Source organism: Micromonospora sp. LOL_024 (genome assembly GCF_048060415.1).
GTDB lineage: Bacteria > Actinomycetota > Actinomycetes > Mycobacteriales > Micromonosporaceae > Micromonospora.
This window is the reverse complement of record NZ_JBHMIS010000003.1, coordinates 285,929-309,125: the sequence shown is the minus strand read 5'-3', so window position 1 is coordinate 309,125 and position 23,197 is coordinate 285,929. Positions and strand designations below refer to the sequence as shown.

Sequence of the window (23,197 nt, the reverse complement as noted above, 5' to 3'; positions counted from 1 at the left end):
GAGCGTCGCCATCGCCGTACCGGTGCCGGCGTCGGCCGACGAACCGGCCGGCCGGTTCGTCGGCCGACGCCGGATCCGGGCGGTGCCCGTACTGCTGACCGATGGCGCCGTACTGGCGTTCGCGTCTTGGACGCTGCTCTACCACGCCGCCCTGCCGTTGGGTCTCGCCCCGTCCCTCACCCTGCGGATCTGGCTGGTGGTCGGTCCGGCGCTGGCCCTGCTCGCCCTGCTTGCCCCCCGGAGGCGACGCCGCCGCGTGGCGGTGGCCACGGCGACCGGCGAGGCCGGCGGGGCTGGTGCGGCCGTGGATCCGGCGGACCGTGACCGCGGAGCCGCTGAGGCCGTGGCGGCGGACCGTGACCGCGGAGCCCCGCGCGCCGCGGACCGGATGCCGGTCGCCCAGCGTTGGTGGACGGCGCTGGTCCTGCTGGTCGGCACCGGCGCGGCCAGCTCCGCCGGCCTGGCCGGGACGCCGGCCGGCGCCGACGTGTCCTGGTGGGTACCGGCCTCGGCCGGGGCCACGGCGGCAGTCGGGGCGGTGCTGCTGACCCGGCGGAGTTGGCGGGGCGCCGCGGCGAGCGGTCCGGCAGCGGCGATGCCGGCCAGTTGGCCGACGGCGTATGCGCTGCTGGTCGCCGGGGTGGCCGCGGTCGGCTCGCTCCACCTGGCCCGCAACACCCCCGACGACATCTACTACGTGGGCCGGTCGGTATGGGTGGCGGAGCGGGACACCGTTGCGCTCAACGACTTCCTGTTCAGCGAGGACGTCCTTCCGGCGATGGCCTCGCAGCCCCCGATCGCCAGCATCGAGGTGCTCGCCGGAGCGCTGGCCCGCCTCCTCGGCATCCCCGCCGCCTCGGCGACCTGGTACGTCCTGCTGCCGATCATGGCGGTGCTGGCCGTGCTGGCGCTGTGGCGGCTCGTGCAGGCGTGGGCACCGCGACGTCCGGTGCTCGCCTTCACCGTCGCCGTCGCCTTCCTCGCACTGGTCTGCGGCCCGGACGCGGCCCTGGGCAACTTCCACCTACCCCGGCTGTACCAGGGCAAGGGGATGTTCGTCTCCGCGGCCGTGCCGTTGATGTGGCTCTACCTGACCCGCTGGTTCGACGACCGGCGCGGGCGCGGGCTGGTGCTGGTGGTCGCGTTGTCGATCGCCGCGACCGGGCTGACCACCACGGCGGCGATCGTGTTGCCGCTGCTGGTCGGCGGGGCGGCGCTGATGATGCTGGCGGTGGGGCGCTGGAGGTCGGCGCTCGCCGTCGGCGTCGCCGCGCTGGCGTACCCGGTGGGCGCGGTGGCGGTCAGCCAGCTGCTCCTCGGCTCGGCCAGCGAGGCCGCCGCGGACGTCAACTTCTACGACGCCGCACACACCTATCGCCGTACGTTCCAGATCGGCGTCGTGGGTGTGATCGGCGGGCTCGCCCTGTGGTGCGGTCCGCTGCTGGCCCGACGCCGTACTCCGGCGCTGCTTGCGGCCGGTGGCGCGCTGACGCTGAGCGTGCTGCTGGTGCCCGGGGTTCTGGAGTGGCTCAGTGCGCTCACCGGCGTCTCGGTGGTGCTCTGGCGGGTGCCCTGGCTGCTCGCGGTGCCGGCGTTGGTCGGACTGCTGTGCACCATCTGGCTGCCCACCCGAATACGGGCGGTGCGGGCGCTGGTCGGTCTGGTGCTGGCCGGGGCGATGGTAGCCGCGTTCGCCAGCCGCGCCGTCCCAATGTGGGACGAGCGCAGCGGCGTGCTGGTGCACGGCGAGCCGACCTGGAAGCTCCGGACCGAACGGCAGGCCATCGGGCAGTTCATCGTGGACCTCGACCACCCGGACGGCCTCGTGCTCGCGCCGGCCAGCATCATGCGGACCATCCCGATTCTCACCACCCGTACGCGGGTGGTCCTGCCCCGGGACTTCTTCCTGATCGAGTACGACCTGAACTCGCAGTTCTCGCAGGACCGGTTGCTGCTGACCCGGTTCGCCAACGGCGGCCCAGCCGCGCACCGGCCGGCCCCGGACGAGGTGACCGGGGCGCTGGAGCGGCTGGCCGTGGGGACGATCTGCGTCTACAACCAGAACCGCTACGCCCGCCAGACCGGTGCGCGCCTCGGCTACGTCGAGTTCGCCGAGCGGTCCGCCGACCCTCCCGTCCACCCGAACTCGGTGACCTGCCTACGTCGTGGGTAGCGCCGTCACCCGGACGTCATCCCGTCGATGTTTCGCGTTAAGGTCGCAGCTGCGCCGACGCCGGGACCGTGGCGCCGGCCATCGATCTCGTTAGGGAGCTACCCGTTGGGCACGTTGACTTTGCGCGTCGGTGTGGCCGCGCGTGGGGCCTTGCTGGTCTCGACCTACCTGCTCCTGCTCGCCGCCGGCGCGCTCGGCTGGGTGGCCGTCTTCGCGGTCGCCGGCCTGGCGGCGGTGCTCGGCGAGTTCGCCGCGCAGCGGTGGTCACCGGCCACCGCCACCCTGATGGACAAGGCCGGCCTCGGCCTCGGCTACCGGCAGCTGGCCCGCGACGTGTCGGTGGTGCTGCTGGTCGTCGCCGAGGTGCCGGTGGCCGGTGGCGCGCTGACGTTGCTGCTTCTGCTGCCCGCCACGGTGTGGCTGATCGCCGTGTTCGCCGGCGCGTTCCGGCGTATCATCGACCGGCGCGACGGTGGGGTGCTGGTGCGCAACGTCGACCTGGGTCGACCCCCAGCACCCGGCCTGCCGAGCTGGACCGGCGGCCTCAGCGGTGACCGGCTGCCCTGGGTGAACGTGCCGCTCGTACCGGCGGCGGTGGTCGCGGCGGTCGCCGGGGAGGTGGTGCCCGTCCAGTTGGCCGGCGCGGTCGCCCTCGCGCTGGCCGCGGTGGTCGGCGGGACCGTCGCGCTGACCTGGCTGCGCGGCAGGGGACGCGGCACCCGACTGTCGGCCGCGCAGCGCTGGCTGACAAGCTACCGCCCGGAAGTGGCACTGTACTTCGCCGGCCCGGCCAAGGACGCCTACCAGGCGAACATGTGGCTCACCCCGACCGAGGCGCTCGATCGGCCGGCGGTGGTGTTCCTGCGAAACCCGGAGGCCCTGCCCGCGCTGGCGGACCTCCGGCTGCCGGTGGTCTGCGTGCCGTCCGGGGCCGATTTCATGAACCTCGACAAGAGCAGCATCCGGGCGGCCCTCTACCCGGCCAACGCCGGTGAGAACATCCACCTGCTGCGCGAACCGGGCATGAAGCACGTGTTCCTCGGTCACGGCGACAGCGACAAGGCGGCCAGCGTCAACCCGTTCTGCCGGGTCTACGACGAGGTCTGGGTCGCCGGTCCGGCTGGCCGCGAGCGGCACGCCCGCGCCGGTGTCGGCGTACGCGACTGCGACGTGGTGGAGATCGGTCGGCCGCAACTGGCTGGCGTACACGCCGCCGGCACGGAGTCCGTCGACCGCCCGTTCACCGTGCTCTATGCGCCAACCTGGGAGGGGTGGCTCGCCGACGACCCGTACCACACCTCGGTGGTGCTGATGGGTGATCGGATCGTCGCCGGTCTGCTGGCCATCCGGCCGGCGGTCCGGCTTGTCTACAAGCCGCACCCGCTGACCGGGAGCCAGTCCGGCCGGGCCAGGGCGGCGCACGACCGGATCGTGCAGCGCATCCGAAGCGCCGGCGGGGACGTCGACGCGACCGAGCTGGACGGGACCGCGCACCGGGTGGTCACCGGAGCCGGGCCCGCGCTGTTCGACTGCTTCAACCAGAGCGATCTGCTGGTCAGTGACGTGTCCAGCGTGGTCTCCGACTTCGTGCAGAGCCAGCGGCCGTACGTGGTCACCAATCCCGCCGGCCTGCCTGACGACGAGTTCCGGCGGGCCTTCCCGACCTCGCGGGCCGGCTACCTGCTCGACGGCGACTGCGGAGAAGTGGAGAAGATCGTCGCGGTGACCCGGGCGGGTAACGACCCGATGACCGAGGCCCGTCGGGAGCTGAGGACCTACCTGCTCGGCCCGGCCGAGGCGAACCCGCTCGGCCGGTTCGTCGAGGAGGTCGGGCGGCTCTGCCGGCGCTGATCGTTGACGCGGCGCCGCAAGTCACCGCTATCGGGGCCGCGCCGGAACGCTTTTGGTCCGTACCGGCCCGATCCGCGGCCCCGGCGGGCATGCTCGGAGGGCAGGCCGCCGGAGAGGGGGATGGGATGGAGAGCTATCACGAGGACTGGTCCGACAGCCAGCGGGCGCTCTACGACGAGTGTTACCGCGCCGGTGCCGACTGGGCCGACGACCCCGACACGCCGTCCGAGGACGTCCAACAGGTGATCAACATGGCGGAGGCGGACGACGACACCCTCGCCGACGTCGAGATCGACTTTCCGTCACTGGTCGACGCGGTCACCCAGGCCACCGGCGAGGTGGTCACCACGGTGCCGGCCAGCCACGAGGATCCCAGCTTCAAGGGTTTCGTGGACGGGGCGCGCGACAGCACCTCGGGTGAGGTCTTCGGGCTCTGAGCCCGCCCGGCCCTGTCAACCCCGCCGGTTGTCTGCCACCATCTAGCGACAGCGGAGCAGACCTAACGGGGGAGGCCGGGTGCGCATCCTGCTGGTCGAGGACGACCGTCGGGTGGCCGCCGCGTTGTCGTCCGCGTTGACCCGGCGCGGGTACGAGGTGGAACACGCCTCCACCGCCGCCGCCGCCCTCGCCGCCGCCCCCTGCGACCTGGTGCTGCTCGACCTGACCCTGCCCGACGGGGACGGCACCGACCTGTGCCGGGAGTTGCGCCGGCGCAGCAGCCAGATCGGCATCATCGCGGTGACCGCCCGCGGCGAGGAACGGGACCGGGTGCTCGGCCTGCGGCTCGGCGCGGACGACTACGTGGTCAAGCCCTTCTCGATGGTGGAGCTGCAGGCGCGCATCGAGGCGGTGCTGCGGCGGGCGTCGCACGCCGCACCGGAACGCAACCAGATCGAGGCCGGGCCGGTGCACATCGACGTGGCTGCCCGCACCGTCACCGTGGCCGGCAGGTCGGTGTCGCTGACCCGCAAGGAGTTCGACGTCCTGCTCTCGCTGGCCCGGCAACCCGGCGTCGCGGTGCCGCGTGATCGGATCCTGCTCGATGCCTGGGGCACCACCTTCACCGACCGGCACACCGTCGAGGTGCATGTCGGGTCGCTGCGCGGCAAGCTCGGTGACCCGCGGCTGGTGGAGACCGTCCGGGGGGTCGGCTACCGGCTCCGGGGCGAGTGAGCGCCCACGATGCGACGGCGCCTGGTGATCAGCTATCTGCTGCTGATGGTGCTGGTGGTGGTGGCCCTGGGTACGCCGTTGGCGGTGACGCTGACAACCCGGGAGACCGAGCGGGTCCGTGCCGACCGGCTCGCCGACGCCACCCGGTTCGCGTCGCTGGCCGGGCCGGCGTTGCGGGGCGGCACGATCGGCCCGCTCACCAACGAACTGGACAGCTACCACGAGTTGTACGGAATCGGCGCGGCCGTGGTGGACCGGGACGGGCGGGTGGTGGCACCCTCGCTGGGCTGGCAGCCGCCGCCGGGCACCCGCGAGGCGCTGGAGATCGCCCTGTCCGGCCAGCAGACGAGCCGGCCCGACGCGGTCTGGCCGTGGCTCGACGGCCAGATCGTGGTGGCGGTGCCGATCAACGACGGCGGCGAGGTGCTCGGCGCGGTGATCACGGCCACCCCGTCTGACGGGGTTCGCCGTACCGTCGCCACCTGGTGGACGCTGGTCGTCGCGCTGGGGCTGCTCGCCGTGCTGGCCTGCGTGCTCACCGCGTTCGGGCTGGCCGGCTGGGTGCTGCGCCCGGTCACCGAGCTGGACGCGGTCACCCACGAGATCGCCGAGGGTGACCGTGGTGCCCGGGTGCAGCACCGGCTGGGCCCGCCGGAGCTGCGTCGCCTCGCGACGAGCTTCAACCACATGGCCGACGTCGTCTCCGACGTGATGGACCGGCAGCGTGCCTTCGTCGCGCACGCCAGCCACCAACTGCGTAATCCGTTGACCGCGCTGCGGCTGCGGGTGGAGGAGCTGGGGCCGAGTGTGACCGACGAGCAGGGTCGCGCCGAGCACCAGCTGGCACTGGAGGAGACCGACCGGCTGGCGCTGCTGCTCGACGCGCTGCTCACCCTGGCCCGGGCCGAACGCCAGGAGAACCAGCGGGTCACCGTCGACGCGCGGGCCACCGCGGCGTCCCGGGTCGCGGCCTGGAGGCCGCTGGCCCGCCACCGGTCGGTCGCGCTGCGCCTGTCGGCCGACCCGGAGCCGGTGTACGCCCTGACCGTACCGACCGCGATCGACCAGGCACTCGACGCGTTGATCGACAACGCGGTGAAGTTCAGTGGGGCGGGCGGTGAGGTTACGGTGACCGTGGCGGCCCGCGACAGCGGAGTCGCGCTGGAGGTGCTCGACACCGGCCCGGGGATGACCCGCAGCCAGCTCGGCCGGGCCACCGAACGGTTCTGGCGGGCGCCGGAGGTGCAGAACGTCGACGGCGCCGGCCTCGGCCTGACGATCGCCGCCGTACTGGTCGACGCCTCCGACGGCCGGCTCACCATGCACCCGAACTCGCCCCGTGGCCTGATAGCCGCCCTCTGGTTCCCCCCGCCCCCCGCACCCCCCGTCCCAGCGTCGATCTAGGGCTTGTCGTCGTCGCTGGAGATCGACTAGCGACGATTGTCCCTAGATCGACGGTGGGGGGGGGTCAGGGTTTGCTGGCGCGGTAGTAGTGCACTGAGCCGGGGTGCAGGGGGAGCGGGAGGGTGGCGATGGCCGAGCGGGGGCTCATCCGGCCGGCCGCGGGATGAGCGGCGGCCAACTCGGAACGTCGCTCCATCAGCAGCCGGGTCACCTCGCGGACCAGCGTCTCCGGCAGGTCGGCCCGGACCAGCAGATAGTTGGGGTTGGCGACGGTGGTGAGCAGGTCGATGCCGTAGACCGAGCGGGGGATGTCCCGCGGCACGTACACCTCCGAGTACCTCAGCCGCAGCGGTGCGGTCCACTCGCCGAGACCGACTATCCGGATGGGGGTCTGCTGGGCCAACTGGTCGACGGCGAGCACCGGCAGCCCTCCGGAGAAGAAGAAGGCGTCGATCTCACCCGCGCGTAGCGCGGTCACCGAATCGTCCAGCCCGAGCCGCTGCTGGTGCACCGGCGGGCCGTCCAGCTCGGCCACCTGGAGGAGCCGGCTCACCGTGATCTCGGTCCCCGAGCCGGCCGCACCGACCGAGACCCGGCGCCCCCGCAGGTCGGCCAGGGCCCGTACCGGGCTGTTGGCGGTGGTGACCAGGTGCAGCAGATCGTCGTAGACCCGGGCGACCGCCACCACCGCCGGGTCCGGGCCCGGATCGGCGGGCAGCACGTCAGCCTGGGTGAAGCCGAACTCGGCTTTGCCGTCGCCCAGCAACTGCACGTTCTCCGCCGACGCGGCGGTGACCATCACCTCGGCCCGTACCTGGGGCAACTCCCGGTTGAGGATGGCGGCCAGCGACTCGCCGAAGGCGTGGTAGACCGCAGTGGGGCTGCCGGTGGCGATGCGGATGAGCACCGGCTCGCCGTCGTCCTCGCGGCAGGCACCGAGGCCGGGCAGGGCCAGCAGCACGGTCAGTGCGAGCGCCGCGCGGGCGCCGCGCCGCCGGGCTCGGGCGCTGTACCGGATACGGCTCACGGGCAGCACTGTGCGCCGCCGGACCCCCGCGACGCAAGCCCTGCCCTGGGTGCGGCGGAGCACGACGGCGGTCGCGCTGCCCGGTGGTCAGCCCACCGGGCGGTGCACCGCCTCCTCGGCGGCGTGCCGCAGGATCCGGTCCCGGTCGGGGCCCTGCGCCACACTGACCAGAAAGCAGCCGGTGCCGGCCCGCAGCTCCGCCGGCACGTCGAGCAGAGCGGCGCCGCGGACCAGCACGGCGGCGAGTTCCCGGTCGGTGATCCGCACGCCGAGGATGTGCCGGCGCACGTGCCGGCCGCCGGCCAGCAGGGCGGCCCGCCAGGCAGCGGCGGCCAGCCGGGTGCGCCACAGCCGACGGGCCGTGGACGCGCCCGGTACCGGACCGCCGAGCAGCTCCCGCCGGCCACGGCGCCAACCGTTCTCCACCATCGCCGCGTACGCCGGCCGGTGCTCGCGCGGCACCTGCAGCCGGTGCAGCTCGTAGCGGCGGCGCAGCCCACCGACGGCCAGTTCGTGCCGGACCGGGATGTCGAGGCGGTCCAGCAACTGCCGGGTCCGCCGCGCCGCCTCCTCCCGGTTGAACTCGATTGTCGTCGGCCGGACGGGCTGGCGCCCGGCGTGCCGTGGACCGGGGGCTGCCGGGGGCGGCATGCAGCGCAGCAGGCAGGCCGCCTCGAAGGCGTCGGCCAGGGTCGTCCAGTCCAACAGCGGCAGGGGCGACGGTGGAAGTGCCGGCGGCGGGCGGTTCTGGTCGATCAGGATCGGTTCGGCAACCACCGGAGGGCCTCCTCGTGGCGTCGGGTCTGTCTACGGTGACCCGTCGCCCCAGCCAGTGGTACCGATCCGGTCCAGCTTTGAGGAAATCTTGCGCCTGGTTACAGGTCGGAAACCACCAGATCGACCTGCCGGGGCCGGCCCGGTGCGGTCGCCTGCTCGCACACCAGGTACCTCAGGTCCCGCAGCGCGGCCAGCAGCGCGTCGGCGGTGCGCGGCCGGACGTCGGCGAGCAGCAGTTCACGGACCAACCGTCCCTTGGTGGCCTTGTTGAAGTGGCTGACCACCGACCGCACCGGCACGCCGTCGACCTTTCGTTCGTGCAGCACCCGCACGTTCACCGTGCGGTCCGCCAGTTCGCCACGGGGCGTCCAGGCGGCCGCGTACGCCCCGGACCGCAGGTCCAGCACCGGGCCGCTGCCGGCCGCCTCGGTCAGCGCCGGCTCCAGCGCCCGGCGCCATCGCGCCGGCAGGCCACCGATGCCGGGCAGCCGCGCCCCGATCGGGCAGCGGTACGGCGGAATCGGGTCGGTCAGGCGTACCGCCCCCCACAGGCCGGAGCTGACCAGCACCTGCCGTCGCGCCGCCCGCTGCGCCGGCGGCGGGAGGGTGGCCAGATCGAGCGCCCCGTAGAGCACGCCGGTGTAGATCCGGCCGGCGGGTGCGGTGGCGACCCGCTCCAGGCGGCCGTTGCGCCGCAGCTCGCCGTGCTGGCCGGCACCGAGCCCGAGAGCGGCCAGCGCCTCCGCCGGCGGCTCGTCGCTGAGCGCGACCAGGGTGGTCAGCAGTTCCTGGCGGACCGGGTTCAACTCCGGCAGGGACAGCCGGGTCAGGTCCAGCCGGCGACCGGAGCCGGCGTCGGCCTTGCCTTCCGAGGGCGGCAGCAGGATGAGCATGGGCGACTCTAACGCCACGGCGGCAGGCGGCACAGCAGCGCGATGAACGCCGGCCGGTCGAGCCGCGCCCGCCACCGCGTGGTCCCGCCGTTTCTGCTCGTGGTACGACCATCGCGCCTGTCGTCGTCCCGACCGCAGGTTGCCCTGCGGCATGACGCCAACGGCGGTTCGGCCCAGCTCGCGTGGCCGAGGTCGCCGCTCTGTGGCAGGGTTGCACCCGTGCCACCCACTCCCGCCGGCCAGCTGGCCGTCACCAATCTGCACCGGGCCGCGCGGATCGAGGACGCCGTGCATCACCTGGTGGAACGCAGGCTGCGACGGACCGGTTGGCGGATCAACATCATCGCCTACACCGGCTACGGTGCGCCCGGCTGGGTACGGGTGATGTGTCGGGTGCTGTTGGGTCGCCCCGACACCCGCCAGCGGGGCCGGCTGGAGAAGGTCCGGGGCTGGCGCAGCTTCGCCACCCTGCCGGCGAAGCACGTCACCGTCACGATCGAGACCGGCGGGGTACGCCACGACACGCAGGCGGACCGCAGCGGCTTCGTCGACACCGTGGTCGAGGCGGAACTGCCGCCCGGCTGGGGCTCGGTGCGGCTCTCCGTGCCGGACGCCGAGCCGGTCGAGGCCCCGGTCCGCATCCTGGACCCGGAAGTCCGCTTCGGGGTCGTCTCCGACATCGACGACACGGTCATGGTGACGGCGCTGCCGCGTCCACTGCTCGCCGGTTGGAACACCTTTGTCCTCGACGAGCACGCCCGGGCGGCGGTGCCCGGCATGGCGGTGCTCTACGAGCGGCTGGTCACCGCTCACCCCGGTGCCCCGGTGTTCTACCTCTCCACTGGGGCGTGGAACGTCGCCCCGACGCTGACCAGGTTCCTGTCCCGGCACCTCTACCCGGCCGGGCCGCTGCTGCTGACCAACTGGGGGCCCACCCACGACCGCTGGTTCCGCAGCGGCCGGGAACACAAGCGGGCCACCCTGGACCGGCTGGCCAAGGAGTTCCCCGAGGTGCGCTGGCTGCTCGTCGGCGACGACGGCCAGCACGACCAGGAGATCTACCGGGAGTTCGCCGCAGCGAACCCGGACAGCGTCGCCGGCGTGGCGATCCGCCGGCTCTCGCCCACCCAGGCGGTGCTTGCCGGCACCCTGCCGGCACCGGCCGGCCGGTCGTCGACCGGGCCGGTGGGGCAGAAGTGGCTCTCCGCGCCGGACGGGGCCGGTCTGTGGACGCTGCTGCGCGCGGCGGACCTCGTGTGACGGTCGCGGTGCCCCAGCCGGGCCAGGTACAGCGCCACGAGGGTGATCGTTCCGATGAAGGAATCCGGGGACATGCCGAGCTGGTTGTTCGCCGGCAGGTACGCGATGAGGATCCACAGCTGCGCGAAGATCAGCAATGGTAGGACCCGCCGCGAGGTGGTCGCCTCCAGCCAGACCCGGGCGAATAGCCAACCGACCAGACCCATGAAGAGCGCGGCGCCGGGGAACGTGAGGTCGGAGGCCAACCACGGGTAGATCGTCGCCCAGTACAGCCCGGCCGGCCAGCCGGTGGCGCTCTCCGTGCGCACCGGGTAGCTGGGGTGCGCCGAGGCATCCGCGCCGAACGACTCCTCGGCGAGGATCGTCGCGGCGGGCGCGGTGCCGAGGCCGTGGGACCATTCGAAGGGCACCTGCAGGTTGTACGCCAGGCCGAGGTAGCCGTGGGTCGGGTAGAACAGCACCGCGGCGAGCCCGTGGGCTATCTTCGGGCCGGCCAGGCTCACCACGGCCGGATCGGCCTTGACCATGGTGCTCGTGCCGAACTCGTTCATCCGGGCCGCTTGGCTGAAGACCATGTAGGCGACGAAGGCGACGGCGATCGACACACCGACCGCGACCGCGGTGCCGCGCTGGGCTCTCGCGCGACGGCCCGGGCTGACGGCGACGATGAGCAGGCCCGCCGCCAGCATGACGGCGACGTCCCCGAGACCTTTGAGCGTGCCGAGGTAGAGGTAGGAGGTCACGTGCAGGACGAGGCCGAGCAGGCCGAGCAGCCGGGTCGGCCAGGACAGGCGGCGCCAGTAGACGACGAGAAGCGGCATCAGTGTGGTGCCGAAGACACCAAGTAGAGCCAGTAGTGACAGGACTGTGTTGCCCTGGCCGATGCCTTGGTCGTACGCCTCCAACTTGTGCAGGTACGCGCCGGCGGGATCCCGCACGTTCGCCCAGAGACTGCCCGGGCTGGTCGCCCCGAGCGCCGTCATCCCGACGACGCTCAGCACGATGTAGTAGCCGGCACCGGTGATCAGCAGGCGCCGCACCCGAACGAAGTGGGTCGGTCTCGTGGGGCGCGATCCTGTTGCCGGCCAACGCCAGACCTGGACGGCATATCCGAGGGCGAACAGGCCTGCGGCGCTCAGCACGAAGACGCACAGCTGTTCCTTGTCGGGAACCCGTAATCCCAGACCGGTCAACCAGAAGGCGCCGAAGGTCCCGAGCATCCAGCACAGCGCCAGAACCAGCGGGAGCCACGGCCTCCGCGGTACGGACGAGGAGATGTCGGTTTCCTGTCGGTGAGGCTGTGGGTCCGAACTCTGCCTCGCGTTCACGGGTGTCACCTTCAGCACCTTCCGGTCGGCCTCGCGCCGCTGTACGCCCGTCCGCGGGAGAGGCGGTCAGCGGCGAGCGCGTCGTATGGGCGGGACCACGGACCTGTCGTGGCACGACGTCGCCTGGCCAGCGAAGAACCCATCCTAATTCACTATTTTGGTCTTTTGTCCGCCTTACGCCCCATAGTCCGGTAGTTCTTAGCTGAGGTATGGACCGGCCGCTGTGGCGGATCGATGGCGTGGGAAGGATCTCGATGACGTTTCTGGAGTCCGACGCGACAGTGCTCGTCACGGGCGGCACCGGCTCGTTCGGGGACTCGGTGCGGTTGGTGGAACAGGCGTTCACCCGCGCGTTGCCCGGTGATGTGTTCATCCACAAGGCCCGCTCCTGCAGGGTCGGAAATCTGGCCCTGGCCATGTGCCAGTTGGCCCTCCGCGAGCCGGGTCTGGTGCTGTGAAGGTCTCCCGGAACCTCCCTGGAGCGACGAGCTGTCCGATTCGGCTCGGCCGGACGCCTGCCCCTGACCGGTGGTCCCGTCGTCGGCGCTGGTGGCGGCGACGTAGCGGGCGGGCGGGTGGTGTCGGAGGGGGAACTGTCCGGTGAGACTTCCACCGCTCAACTCGATCAACAACCGTTGGACCCGGGCCGGTGCGGTGGTCGGAGTCCTGATTCTCCTGGTCACCAGCCTCGGTGCCGGCAGTTGGCTCTACGTCCGGTCACTCGACTCCGGAGTCGAGAGGGTGGACATCTTCGACCATGTTCCCGCCGAGCAACGACCGTCGCCGGACGAGGCGCTCAACCTCCTCGTGATCGGCGCGGACCAGGCTGACGCGCCGGGCGCATCGTCGCGCAGCGACAACATCATCCTGGTCAACGTGCCATCCACTATGGACCGGGCGCACCTCGTTTCGATCCCCCGCGACACCTGGGTCAGCATCCCCCCCACCGACGCGGCGGAATCGCCGAGGTCTTCTAAGATCAACGCCGCGTACGCCTGGGGCGGTGCGCCCCTGCTCGTCCGCACCGTCGAGGAGTTCACCGGTATCCGGATCGACCATGTGGTCGTCGTGGACTTCGCCGGGTTCGGTCGGATCATCGACGCGCTGGACGGGGTGGAGGTCACCGTCGACGAGACGTTCATCTCCCTGGCCGCGGGCGGTGCCGTCTTCCGATCGGGCACGCACCGGATGAACAGTGCCGTCGCGCTCGAGTACGCCCGCGAACGCCACCAGTTCGCCGACGGTGACTTCAGCCGGATCCGCCATCAGCAGGCGATCGTCACCGCGGTACTACAGGAGGTGACCCGCAAGGGCATCCTGGCCGAACCGTTCCGGCTCGACCGCTTCCTCCGCACCGTCGCGGGTGCCGTGCAAGTCGATGCGGATCTGGTGATTCCGGACATCGTGTGGCGGCTGCGGCAGATCAGGGCCGACCGGCTGATCGCGCTCACCAGTCCTTCGGCCGGTGTCGGCATGATCGGTGACCAGAGTGTCGTCCTGCCCGACCGTACCGCCGCCGCCGAACTGTATGCGGCGATCAGTCGCGACGAGATGGACCGGTGGCTGGCAGAGAACCCGCAGTGACGGCCCGGCTGCCCGCGCGCGGGCCGGCGGCGACCGACGCGGCGGGTCAGTCGCGCAGGCCGTCGAAGAAGGTGCCGATAGCGGCGGCGTACGCGCGGTAGTCGAACGACTTGAGTGCCCGCTCCCGGGCCGCCAGCCGGAGCAGTGCCCGGTCCCGCCCGTCGAGCCGGGCTGCGACGCGGATCGTCTCCGCCAGACTGCTGACCGAATGGTCAGGACAGACCAGCCCCTCCACCCCGTGGTGGAGGTACTGGCCCATGTCGCTGGTCAGGTTCGCGAGCACCGGAACCCCGTTGGCCATGCTCTCACAGAACTTGGTGGAGAATCCCGCGTTCGAGGCGCGCTCCGGCCGCCGCAGCAGCACGCTGAAGTCCGCCTGTTGCACCGCGTGTGGGACCTCCTGCTGCGCCAACCGTCCCAGCGCCCGCACGTTGTCCGGCAGCGGCCCGCCGACCATGGCGCGTACCTCGTCACTGGACGGACCGAGGATGCGGAGTTCGATCGGAGCCTCCGTGTGGTGCGCCCGCCGTACGGCGAGCACCACGTTGGCGAGCAGGTCCTTGTTGTTCCTTCCGGGGTTGCCCGCGTACACGAGGACCAGGGCGGGGCCTCGTCGGGACGGAGCCGCGGTGAGGGGAAGGTTCCGCACGTCCAGCGTGGGTGGGATCTGGATGACGGCGTCGGTCCGTGCGCCGTAGTGCGTCGCCAGCATCGAGCTGATGGCGATGATCCCGTCGCACCGTGGATATTGGTGCCGCAGCGCCAGCTTCATGCTGACGTGCAGCGGGCCGAGAGGGCCACCCCGGACGTATCGCCCGTTGTACCAGTCCACCACGTCGGCCACCACCGGCACCCGGTGACGCGCACACCAGCGCCTCAGCCGGTAGGCATACTGTGCCTGTCCTCCGTGGATCAGCACGTGAGACGGCTTCGTCGGCTGTGCGTCCAGCCAGCGAACCGTACGTAGGCCCCAGGTGACGAACGTCCGCGCCGACGCGTGGAGCAGTCCCGCGTCGGCTGCTGGCGCCTCACCGAGTCCCACGTAGGACACCGATCCCGGCCCGTCGAAGACCGGCATCGGAGTCGGGACGCCCGGCTGGGCGTCACCACTGGCCACCACCACGTGCCGACCGGCGGCCGCCAGGGACCCGACGAGCCCGAACACGCGTCGCGAGCCGGGTTCACCCCAGGGAAACAGGAAGGGGCCGACGCACGCTATCCACTCTTGGGTGCGTCTCACGATCGTCGCGCCGTCTCGGCTGTCCGTGACCAGGCCCGTCCCGCGGCCGTGCGGAGCACGTCGGCGAACCGCACCGCCACCCGTTCCCGGCGATGGTGACGCTCCGCGTGGGCCCGGCCGTTACGCCCGAACGCCTGTGCCGAGGACGAGTCGAGGCTCAACTTCCACAGCTCTTCGGTGACCAGGTCCGTGTCCGGTACGCCGACGACGACCCCGGCGTTGGCCGCACGGATGTGGGACATCGAGGCGAGTTCGGCCGGACCGTGACCGAAGATGGGCCGGCCGGCGGCAAGGTACTGGGGAATTTTCGTCGACACCGAGTACCGCGTGTACCGCCGGGTGTCCTCGGCGAAGCTCTCGACGTGCACGAGGATGTCGGCGGCGGCGAGCACGCCGGGCACCTCGTGACTGGCGAGCGACCGCCCGAACTCCACGCCCGGGTGCCCGGTGAAGGCCCCCCGATAGCGTTCGGCGTCCTCGGTCGGGCAGTGCAGGGTGAGCCGGACCTGGTTGGCCCCGGCTGCGCTGATCGCCGCGGCGCTCGCCGCGATGGTGCGCAGCGACCGCCAACGCCCCAGGTGGAGCGCGCCGACGTAGACGAGGTTCGTCACCGGCCGATCCCGGCTGGTGGATCCGTCCTGCGCAATCGCGAAGAAGTCGGCATCCACCGAGTTCGCGAACACCTCGAAGGGAATTCCGTAGCGGCGCTGGTACACCTCGGCCATGGGCTCGCTGATGACCATGCCGGCCGGAGCGAGCCCGATGAGCCCGTCGACCGCCGCGTGGAGCCGCCGCCGCGCAAGGCCACCCAGCTCACGGCGTGAGTACAACGTCGCCGGCCAGTCGTCGGTGAAGTGTGGGATCAGCGGCACCCCGCAGAGCTGCGCGGCGCGGGTGGCCAGTCGGGTCAGCCGGACACTGCCGAGCATGGAGTAGACCACGTCGGGCCGGTACTCCTGGAGCCAGCGCACGATTCGTGGCGGCAGGTGCAGCGGGCTGAGGTCGCCCAGGGCGACGAGGTGCGGGTAGACGGCGGCGAGGGCGGAGCGTCGGTCGGCGGCGTCGCGGACCGCGGCGATCGCCGGAATGCCCTGCACCGGGCCGCTGCCGTTCCACCCCAGCATCCGTAGCGCGAGATACTGCGGTCGCGGGTAGTGCTCCCGTGGCGGAAAGTGCAGGAAGTTCTCGCACACCTCCGCCGACGGTTCGCCTGCAGAGGTGTAGATCTGCGCCAGCCGGTCCTTCGGCCAGCCGTGGAACAGGTTGGACAGGGTGATCGTGGTGCCGGTGGAACGATCGAACGGCAGATGCCCGACCACCAGGACCTTCGGAAACTTCCCTGTCTCGGAGAACTCGTCACGTGGATGTGTCATCGCGAATCACCTTTCGACCGTCGGTGCGGATGCGTGGGCCGTGAGCGCGCGGCGGTAGCCGTGCAGCGCCGCCGGCACCACCGTGAGCAGGTAACAGGCCGCGCCGACGTACGGCACGGCGGAGATGCCGAAGTGCGTCGCGCCGTACCACTTGCCGACCAGCGACAGGCCCAGGTACGCCGCGTAGCCGACCAGTTGCGGGCGGACCACTCCGGCCGCGTTCTGCACCATGAAGACCGGAGACGTGGCCGCCACGATCAGCCACCACGCGGCCAGGCCGGGCAGGAGCCAGCGGTCACCCAGCAGCGGCACCGGCAACCAGGTCGTGAACAGCCATTCCCCCCAGAGCACCAGGGCCGCCGCCGGAAGCAGGACGATCGCCGTGGACACCAGCGTCATCCGTCGTGCGGTACGCCGCACCCAGGTCACCCGCCCGGCTGCGAGGGCCTCGCCGTGTGCCGGCCAGAACGGCTGGTTCACCAGCATCACGATCACGCCGAGTTGGGTGAACAGCCGGGCCGGGACCGCGTAGGCCGTGACCTCGGACAGCCCTCGGGTGTGCGCGATGATCAGACTGTCCGCGTTGTCGGCGACCGTCATCAGGACCGTGACGACACCGAACAGGCCGCTGATCCGCAGCAGCCCCCGGCCGGTGGCCGGATCGAGGGCGCCCCACGTCGGTGCCAGGCCGGGCAGCCGCCGACCGAAGGTCCAGCAGGTGTTGACCAGGTTGACCAGCACCGGTCCGGTGACGGCGGCGGCGACCACCACGGCGGCGGGCAGTTCGGCGTGCACGGCGCCGAGCGCCAGCGGCAACGACGACGCCGACCCGGCTGCCTGCCACAGGTTGCTTCTCGCCCCCATCCGGTATGCGAACTGGACCCGGTTGACCAGGGAGAGGGGCATGTTCAGCAGGAACGCCGTCAGGCAGGTGAGGGTCAGCGCCCGAGCGTCGGCGGGCGAGATCGAGTCCGGCGCGTTGAAGACGGCCCGCCACGGAACCAGGCCGGCACCGAGCCAGAGCACCGCGCAGCCGGCCAGTGCGATCGCCGACACCATCGCGTACGCGCTGCTGACGTATCGCCGACCCAGGTGGTCGTCACCGCTGGCACAACACGGTGCCAGCCGGGTGAGCAGCCCGTTTCCGAGTCCCAGGTCGGCGAAGGCGGCCATCCCGGTCAGGGCGATCACGGCCATCCACAGCCCGTAGAGATCCGGGCCGAGGTACGCCAGTGTCACCGGGATCAGCGCCAAGGGCACGATCGCGCTGACCACGCGCCCGAGCACGGCGGTGGCTATCCAGGAGGCGATTCCCCAGGCACGGCTACTGCCGGGCGGGTGCCCGCCAACCTGCCCGGCGTCGGATTCGTCGACGGCGATCGAGGACGAGCCGTCCGGCCCACTCACCGCGGGCTTGACGCCCGGGTCCGGGGTTGGTGGCCGGTCTCCTCGGATGGTGTGTCGACCGCTCATCGGTTTCTACCCGCGGGTGGGTGTCGGCGGTCCAGCGGCGACGGCGGTCGTTGCGGGCATGGACGAGCGGAGGAGTGTCCCTCGCGTCCGGACCATGGCCCACCCCGCCCTCGCGCCATAATCGGCATAACGGGGCATAGCCCTAGTAGTTACGCAAAACGGACTAAAAGTGATATTGGTGGATCGCGGGGGCCCGGGCCCGCCCGTTCACCTCCGGTGGAGCCAGAGGGCGCCCAGCGGCGGAACGCGCAGCGCGGCGGACGCGGGCAGGCCATGCCAGGCAATGTCCTCGGCGTGCACGATGCCGAGGTTGCCGACGCCGGAGCCGCCGTAGTGGTGGGCGTCGGTGTTGAGCACCTCCGCCCAGGCGCCGGCGGCCGGAAGGCCGACCCGGTAGTCGTCCAGCGGCTGCGCGGAGAAGTTGGCGACACAGACCAGGGTCGCCCCGTCGGGCGCGATCCGGACGAACGAGATGGCGTTGTTGGCGACGTCGTCACCGGCCAGCCAGCGGAACCCGGCCGGCGCGGTGTCCTGCGCCCACAGCGCGGGAGTGTCCCGGTAGACCCGGTTCAGGTCGGCGACGAGGCGTTGCACGCCGGCCCGCGCCGGGTCGTTCAGGAGGTACCAGTCGAGGCCGCGCTCCTCGCTCCACTCGCGGTCGTCGGCCAGCTCGCAGCCCATGAAGAGCAGCTGCTTGCCCGGGTGCGCCCACATGTACGCCAACAGCACGCGCACGTTGGCCAGCCGTTGCCACATGTCGCCGGGCATCTTGGCCAGCAGCGAACCCTTGCCGTGCACCACCTCGTCGTGGCTGATCGGCAGCGCGTAGTTCTCGCTCCAGGCGTACGCCAGGGAGAAGGTGAGCTGATGGTGGTGGTGCTGCCGGTAGATCGGGTCTTTCGAGGTGTAGAGCAGAGTGTCGTGCATCCAGCCCATGTTCCACTTGAACCCGAAGCCCAGCCCGCCGTCGCCGGTCGACCGGGTGACTCCCGGCCACGCCGTCGACTCCTCGGCGATCATCACCACCCCGGCATGCTGCTTGTAGACCGTCGCGTTGACCTCCTGCATGAAGGCGATGGCCTCCAGATTCTCCCGGCCGCCGTGCACGTTCGGCGCCCACTGCCCATCCTGCCGGGAGTAGTCCAGGTAGAGCATCGAGGCGACCGCGTCGACCCGCAGTCCGTCGACGTGGAACTCGTCGAACCAGTAGAGCGCGTTGGCGACTAGGAAGTTTCGCACCTCCCGGCGGCCGAAGTCGAAGACGTAGGTGCCCCAGTCCGGGTGCTCGCCCCGGCGCGGGTCGGGATGCTCGTAGAGCGGGGTGCCGTCGAAGCGGGCCAGGGCCCAGTCGTCCTTCGGGAAGTGCGCCGGCACCCAGTCCAGGATCACCCCGATGCCGGCGACGTGCAGCCGATCCACCAGGTACCGGAAGTCGTCGGGGTTGCCGAACCGGGCCGTCGGGGCGTAGTAGCCGGTGACCTGGTAGCCCCAGGAGCCACCGAACGGGTGCTCCATCACCGGCAGGAACTCCACGTGGGTGAAGCCCAGCTCCGTCACGTACGCGGTCAACTGCTCGGCCAGCTCCCGGTAGCCCAGGCCGGGCCGCCACGAGCCGAGGTGCACCTCGTACACGCTCATCGGCTCCTGGTGCGGCTGCCGCTGCGACCGCTGGGCCAGCCAGTCGCCGTCACCCCACCGGTACGTCGAGCGGTGCACCACCGAGGCGTTGGCCGGCGCCACCTCCGCGTACGCCGCGAGCGGGTCGGCCTTGTCCCGCCAGTACCCGTCGCCGCCGAGAATCCGGTACTTGTACCGACTGCCGGCCGACGCCCCCGGTACGAAGATCTCCCACACCCCGGTCGAGCCGAGCGAGCGCATCGGCCAACCGTCGTCGGGTGCCCAACCGGTGAAGTCGCCGACGACCCGCACACCCCGGGCGTTGGGCGCCCACACCGCGAACGCGACCCCGTCACCGAGGACCCGGGCGCCGAGCGCCTCCCACAGCCGCTCGTGCCGGCCCTCGCCGATCAGGTGCAGGTCCAGGTCACCGAGGACCGGCGGGTGCCGGTACGGGTCGTCGTCCAGCCGGCCGTCCACATCGACCCGGTAGTCGAGCACGTCGCCGGGGACGGTCGTCTCGAAGACCCCGACGTCGTGTACCCGCTTCATCGGATGCCGCTCGTCGCCCACCAGAACGCTCACGTCGTCGGCGCCCCGGCGCAGGGTGCGGATCACCGTACGCCCGTCGGCCGGGTGCGCGCCGAGCACGGCGTGCGGGTCGTGGATCTCCCCGGAGATCAGCTGGTCCATCGGGCGTTGTCCTTCTGGGCGGGAGCGGTCGGTGCGGTTGCGCCCAACAGGTCGGCGGGCACGTCCTGGACGGTCAGGGTGAACGGTTCGGAGCCGGCCTGACCCGGCGACCCGACGTCTGCCGGCCCGGGCGCGGCCGGGCGGCGCAGGGTGAGTACGTGCGCGGGTTGCAGGTAAGGGTCGAGTCGAACCGCGTTGCGCTGCCCCCAGTCGTAACTGGCGCCGGTCAGCTCGTCGTGCACGGTGAACCGGTCGTGCCAGTCCAGGCCCAGCGCCGGCATGTCCAGTGTGGTGTTGCCCCACTGCACGGTGTGCGAGTCGAACGAGCAGATCACCAGCACCGTGTTGCCGGTCTCCTGGTCGCGCTTGGACCAGCACAGCAGCGCCGGGTTGTCGATGTCGTGGAAGACCAGGTTCCGCAGTCGGTGCAGGGCCGGATTGTCCCGGCGGACCCGGTTGAGCGTGGTGACGAACGGCGCCAGCGAGCGCCCCCGCGCCAGCGCGCCGGCCCAGTCCCGGGGGCGCAGCTGGTACTTCTCGTTGTCCAGGTACTCCTCGGCGCCGGGGCGGGCGACGTGCTCGAACAGCTCGTAGCCGGCGTACATGCCCCAGGAGGGGGAGAGCAGCGCGGCCAGCACCGCCCGGATCTTGAACATCGGCGGGCCGCCGTGCTGCAGCGCGTAGTGGAGGATGTCGGGGGTGTTGGGCCAGAAGTTCGGCCGCATGTAGTCTGCCGCCGCGACCAGCTCCACGCAGTACTCACGCATCTGCGCCGCCGAGGTCCGCCAGGTGAAGTACGTGTACGACTGGGTGAACCCGACCTTGGCCAGACCGTGCATCATCGCCGGCCGGGTGAACGCCTCGGCGAGCAAGAGCACGTCCGGGTCTACCTTCTTGACCTCGCGGATCAGCCAGTGCCAGAAGTCGACCGGCTTGGTGTGCGGGTTGTCCACGCGGAAGATCTTCACGCCCTCGCCGACCCAGTGCAGCACCACCCGCAGCATCTCGGCGCGGATGCCCTCGGGGTCGTTGTCGAAGTTCAGCGGGTAGATGTCCTGGTACTTCTTCGGCGGGTTCTCCGCGTACCCGATGCTGCCGTCGGCCCGGGTGGTGAACCACTCCGGGTGCTCGCTGACCCAGGGGTGGTCCGGCGCGCACTGCAACGCCAGGTCCATCGCCACCTCCAGGCCGTGCCCGGCGGCGGCGGCGACAAAATCCCGGAAGTCCTCCGGCGTACCCAGGTCCGGGTGGATGGCGTCGTGCCCGCCCTCCTCGGCGCCGATCGCCCACGGTGAACCCACGTCGTCCGGCCCGGCGACCAGGCTGTTGTTGGGTCCCTTGCGGTTGACCCGGCCGATCGGGTGGATCGGCGGCAGGTAGAGCACGTCGAACCCCATCGCGGCCACCGCGGGCAACCGCTCGGCGGCGGTGGTGAAGGTGCCCGAACGGGCCGGCGCGTCGACCGTGGCCGGGATCGCCCCCTCCGAGCGGGGGAAGAATTCGTACCAGGCGGAGAACAGAGCGCGGGGACGGTCCACCCAGATGCGGTACTCCTCGCCGGTGGTGACCAGCTCCCGCACGGGATGCTCCCAGAGCAGCTCCGTCAGCTCCAGCGCCGGACTCACCCGTTCGGGTAACGGTCGGACGCCGTCGCGCAGCGCCTTCACCGCCCGGTCGACCCGGCGCCGCTGCGCCGCCGGCACCAGCTTGGCTGCGGCGCGCAGCACGCGTACTCCGTCGGCCAGGTCGTTGGCCAGATCCACCGCGCCCTGGCCGGCGGCGATCTTCTTGGTCACCGCGTTGTGCCAGGTCAGGTACGGGTCACTGAACGCCTCAACGGTGAACCTCCACTCGCCGACCGCGTCCGGTGCGACGGTGGCGTGCCACCGGTCCTGCCCGGGTTCACCCGGCCGCATCCGGGTGAACGGGCGGGCCAACCCGTCGGGGCCGAGCCACACCACGTCGCAGCCGAGCGCGTCGTGCCCCTCGCGGTAGGCGCGCGCCGACACCGGCACCAGCTCGCCGACGACCGCGCGGGCCGGGTAGCGACCGCAGGAGACGGCGGGGGAGACGTCTTCGATCGGGAACCGTCCGCTCACCGGTTCAACCTACTGCGTCCTGCCCTACCTGAGCAGCGCACGGTAGAGCTCGACGGTGCGGTCGGCGACGGCGTCCCAGGAGAAGTGCACGACGGCGCGGTGCCGGCCCGCCCGGCCGAGTGAGGCGGCGCGTTCCGGGGCGGCCAGCAACTCGTTCAGCCGGGCCGCCAGGTCGGCCTCGAAGCGAGACGGGTCCAGCGGCGCGCTGTCGGCCGACTGCTCGATCGGGACCAGCAGGCCGGTCTCGCCATCGGCGACCACCTCCGGAATGCCGCCGGTGGCGGTGGCCACCACCGCCGTCTCGCAGGCCATCGCCTCCAGATTGACGATGCCCATCGGCTCGTACACCGACGGGCAGACGAAGATCGTCGCGTGGGTCAGCACCTGGATCACCTCGGACTTGGGCAGCATTTCCGCCACCCAGACCACGCCGGAGCGGGTCGCCAGCAGTTCGGCGACCAGGCCCTGCACCTCGGCGGCGATCTCAGGGGTGTCCGGCGCCCCGGCCAGCAGCACCAACTGGGTGTCCGGCGGCAGCTCGCGGGCGGCGCGCAGCAGGTGCGGCAGCCCCTTCTGCCGGGTGATCCGCCCGACGTAGACCACGCTGGGCAGGGCCGGGTCGATGCCGAGCCGCACCAGCACGTCGGTGCCCGGGTCCGGCGCGTACTGCACGGTGTCGATGCCGTTGTAGATCACGTGCACCCGGTCCGGATCGATCGCCGGATACGCGGTCAGCACGTCTCGGCGCATCCCCGCGCTGACCGCCACGATCGCGTCAGCCGACTCGTACGCCGTGCGCTCACACCACGAGGAGAGCGCGTAGCCCCCACCGAGCTGCTCGGCCTTCCACGGCCGCAGCGGCTCCAGGCTGTGCGCCGTCACCACGTGCGGCACCCCGTGCAGCAGTTTCGCGGTGTGCCCGGCCAGATTGGCGTACCAGGTGTGGCTGTGCACCACGTCCGCGTCGGCGCATCCGGAAGCCATCTCCAGGTCCACCCCCATCGTCCGCAGCGCGGCGTTCGCGCCGGCCAGGGCCGCCGGCTCGGCGTACGCCCGCACCCCCGGCTCGGTGCGCGGCGCGCCGAAGCAGTGCACCCGTACGTGGGCGATCCGGCGCAGCTCCCGAGCCAGGTACTCGACATGCACCCCGGCACCGCCGTAGACCTCCGGCGGGTATTCGCGAGTGAGCAGGTCGACGCGTAGCGGGGCGGAGTCGGTCATGTCCGGCACCC

General features: G+C 71.6%; 17 protein-coding genes. 8 read left to right on the top strand and 9 right to left on the bottom strand.

Annotation, left to right across the window (positions count from 1 at the left end; translation table 11 throughout):
- The 5 genes from ACFHWY_RS07065 to ACFHWY_RS07045 form a co-directional block, all read left to right on the top strand.
- Nucleotides 1-2,173: DUF6077 domain-containing protein (locus ACFHWY_RS07065; RefSeq protein WP_416579276.1), on the top strand; the 2,173-nt coding region annotated here is incomplete at its 5' end.
- Nucleotides 2,174-2,278: 105 nt separating this feature from the next.
- Entirely contained in the window at nucleotides 2,279-4,024 is a 1,746-nt protein-coding gene (locus ACFHWY_RS07060; protein WP_416579275.1) for a CDP-glycerol glycerophosphotransferase family protein, read from the top strand.
- Between the two features lie 125 nt (nucleotides 4,025-4,149).
- A complete protein-coding gene (locus ACFHWY_RS07055; protein WP_416579274.1) occupies nucleotides 4,150-4,461 on the top strand; it encodes a hypothetical protein in 312 nt (103 codons plus the stop codon).
- A 79-nt stretch (nucleotides 4,462-4,540) separates the two neighbouring features.
- On the top strand, nucleotides 4,541-5,197 hold the full coding sequence (locus tag ACFHWY_RS07050; protein WP_416579273.1) for a response regulator transcription factor: 657 nt from the start codon (nucleotides 4,541-4,543) through the stop codon (nucleotides 5,195-5,197).
- Between the two features lie 9 nt (nucleotides 5,198-5,206).
- Nucleotides 5,207-6,601 carry an ATP-binding protein gene (locus ACFHWY_RS07045; RefSeq protein WP_416579272.1) on the top strand — a complete coding sequence of 465 codons (1,395 nt, stop codon included), beginning with the start codon at nucleotides 5,207-5,209 and terminating at the stop codon, nucleotides 6,599-6,601.
- A 64-nt stretch (nucleotides 6,602-6,665) separates the two neighbouring features.
- Here ACFHWY_RS07045 and ACFHWY_RS07040 read toward each other — a convergent pair whose 3' ends face one another.
- The 3 genes from ACFHWY_RS07040 to yaaA all read right to left on the bottom strand — a co-directional run bounded on the left by ACFHWY_RS07040 (nucleotide 6,666) and on the right by yaaA (nucleotide 9,298).
- Nucleotides 6,666-7,637: a TAXI family TRAP transporter solute-binding subunit gene (locus ACFHWY_RS07040; RefSeq protein ID WP_416579271.1), complete on the bottom strand. Its 972-nt coding sequence runs from the start codon at nucleotides 7,635-7,637 to the stop codon at nucleotides 6,666-6,668.
- A 78-nt stretch (nucleotides 7,638-7,715) separates the two neighbouring features.
- Nucleotides 7,716-8,405 carry a hypothetical protein gene (locus ACFHWY_RS07035; RefSeq protein ID WP_416579270.1) on the bottom strand — a complete coding sequence of 230 codons (690 nt, stop codon included), beginning with the start codon at nucleotides 8,403-8,405 and terminating at the stop codon, nucleotides 7,716-7,718.
- Between the two features lie 98 nt (nucleotides 8,406-8,503).
- Nucleotides 8,504-9,298, bottom strand: coding sequence for a peroxide stress protein YaaA (gene yaaA, locus ACFHWY_RS07030; protein ID WP_416579269.1), 795 nt, complete (start codon nucleotides 9,296-9,298; stop codon nucleotides 8,504-8,506).
- Nucleotides 9,299-9,517: 219 nt separating this feature from the next.
- On the opposite strand from yaaA, the gene ACFHWY_RS07025 reads away from it, so the two are divergent.
- The 3 genes from ACFHWY_RS07025 (at nucleotide 9,518) to ACFHWY_RS07015 (ending at nucleotide 13,470) form a co-directional block, all read left to right on the top strand.
- The gene (locus tag ACFHWY_RS07025) at nucleotides 9,518-10,558 is read left to right on the top strand and encodes an App1 family protein (protein ID WP_416579268.1); all 1,041 of its coding nucleotides are present in this window, start codon (nucleotides 9,518-9,520) and stop codon (nucleotides 10,556-10,558) included.
- A 1,582-nt stretch (nucleotides 10,559-12,140) separates the two neighbouring features.
- The gene (locus tag ACFHWY_RS07020) at nucleotides 12,141-12,344 is read left to right on the top strand and encodes a hypothetical protein (RefSeq protein ID WP_416579267.1); all 204 of its coding nucleotides are present in this window, start codon (nucleotides 12,141-12,143) and stop codon (nucleotides 12,342-12,344) included.
- 142 nt (nucleotides 12,345-12,486) lie between these two features.
- Nucleotides 12,487-13,470, top strand: coding sequence for an LCP family protein (locus ACFHWY_RS07015; RefSeq protein ID WP_416579266.1), 984 nt, complete (start codon nucleotides 12,487-12,489; stop codon nucleotides 13,468-13,470).
- Nucleotides 13,471-13,516: 46 nt separating this feature from the next.
- Here the strand turns inward: ACFHWY_RS07015 and ACFHWY_RS07010 are convergent, their stop codons facing one another.
- The 6 genes from ACFHWY_RS07010 to glgA all read right to left on the bottom strand — a co-directional run bounded on the left by ACFHWY_RS07010 (nucleotide 13,517) and on the right by glgA (nucleotide 23,186).
- A complete protein-coding gene (locus ACFHWY_RS07010) occupies nucleotides 13,517-14,710 on the bottom strand; it encodes a glycosyltransferase family 4 protein (protein ID WP_416579265.1) in 1,194 nt (397 codons plus the stop codon).
- Nucleotides 14,707-16,083: a glycosyltransferase gene (locus ACFHWY_RS07005; RefSeq protein ID WP_416579264.1), complete on the bottom strand. Its 1,377-nt coding sequence runs from the start codon at nucleotides 16,081-16,083 to the stop codon at nucleotides 14,707-14,709. Before ACFHWY_RS07005 ends, ACFHWY_RS07010 begins: the two co-directional genes overlap by 4 nt.
- A 6-nt stretch (nucleotides 16,084-16,089) precedes the next feature.
- The gene (locus ACFHWY_RS07000) at nucleotides 16,090-17,556 is read right to left on the bottom strand and encodes a lipopolysaccharide biosynthesis protein (RefSeq protein ID WP_416579263.1); all 1,467 of its coding nucleotides are present in this window, start codon (nucleotides 17,554-17,556) and stop codon (nucleotides 16,090-16,092) included.
- Nucleotides 17,557-17,763: 207 nt separating this feature from the next.
- Complete coding sequence (gene glgB, locus ACFHWY_RS06995) at nucleotides 17,764-19,866, bottom strand: 1,4-alpha-glucan branching protein GlgB (RefSeq protein WP_416579262.1); 2,103 nt, start codon at nucleotides 19,864-19,866, stop codon at nucleotides 17,764-17,766.
- Entirely contained in the window at nucleotides 19,854-21,965 is a 2,112-nt protein-coding gene (locus ACFHWY_RS06990; protein ID WP_416579261.1) for a maltotransferase domain-containing protein, read from the bottom strand. Before ACFHWY_RS06990 ends, glgB begins: the two co-directional genes overlap by 13 nt.
- Before the next feature lie 24 nt (nucleotides 21,966-21,989).
- Nucleotides 21,990-23,186: a glycogen synthase gene (gene glgA / locus ACFHWY_RS06985; RefSeq protein ID WP_416579260.1), complete on the bottom strand. Its 1,197-nt coding sequence runs from the start codon at nucleotides 23,184-23,186 to the stop codon at nucleotides 21,990-21,992.
- Nucleotides 23,187-23,197: the final 11 nt, after the last annotated feature.

What these genes read in the sequence shown, in the direction of transcription:
- ACFHWY_RS07055 (WP_416579274.1), top strand. Translation starts at nt 4,150, where the DNA reads ATGGAGAGCTATCACGAGGACTGGTCCGACAGCCAGCGGGCGCTCTAC.
- ACFHWY_RS07005 (WP_416579264.1), bottom strand. Translation starts at nt 16,083, where the DNA reads ATGACACATCCACGTGACGAGTTCTCCGAGACAGGGAAGTTTCCGAAG.
- yaaA (WP_416579269.1), bottom strand. Translation starts at nt 9,298, where the DNA reads ATGCTCATCCTGCTGCCGCCCTCGGAAGGCAAGGCCGACGCCGGCTCC.
- glgA (WP_416579260.1), bottom strand. Translation starts at nt 23,186, where the DNA reads ATGACCGACTCCGCCCCGCTACGCGTCGACCTGCTCACTCGCGAATAC.
- ACFHWY_RS07020 (WP_416579267.1), top strand. Translation starts at nt 12,141, where the DNA reads ATGACGTTTCTGGAGTCCGACGCGACAGTGCTCGTCACGGGCGGCACC.
- ACFHWY_RS07045 (WP_416579272.1), top strand. Translation starts at nt 5,207, where the DNA reads ATGCGACGGCGCCTGGTGATCAGCTATCTGCTGCTGATGGTGCTGGTG.
- ACFHWY_RS07000 (WP_416579263.1), bottom strand. Translation starts at nt 17,556, where the DNA reads ATGAGCGGTCGACACACCATCCGAGGAGACCGGCCACCAACCCCGGAC.
- glgB (WP_416579262.1), bottom strand. Translation starts at nt 19,866, where the DNA reads ATGGACCAGCTGATCTCCGGGGAGATCCACGACCCGCACGCCGTGCTC.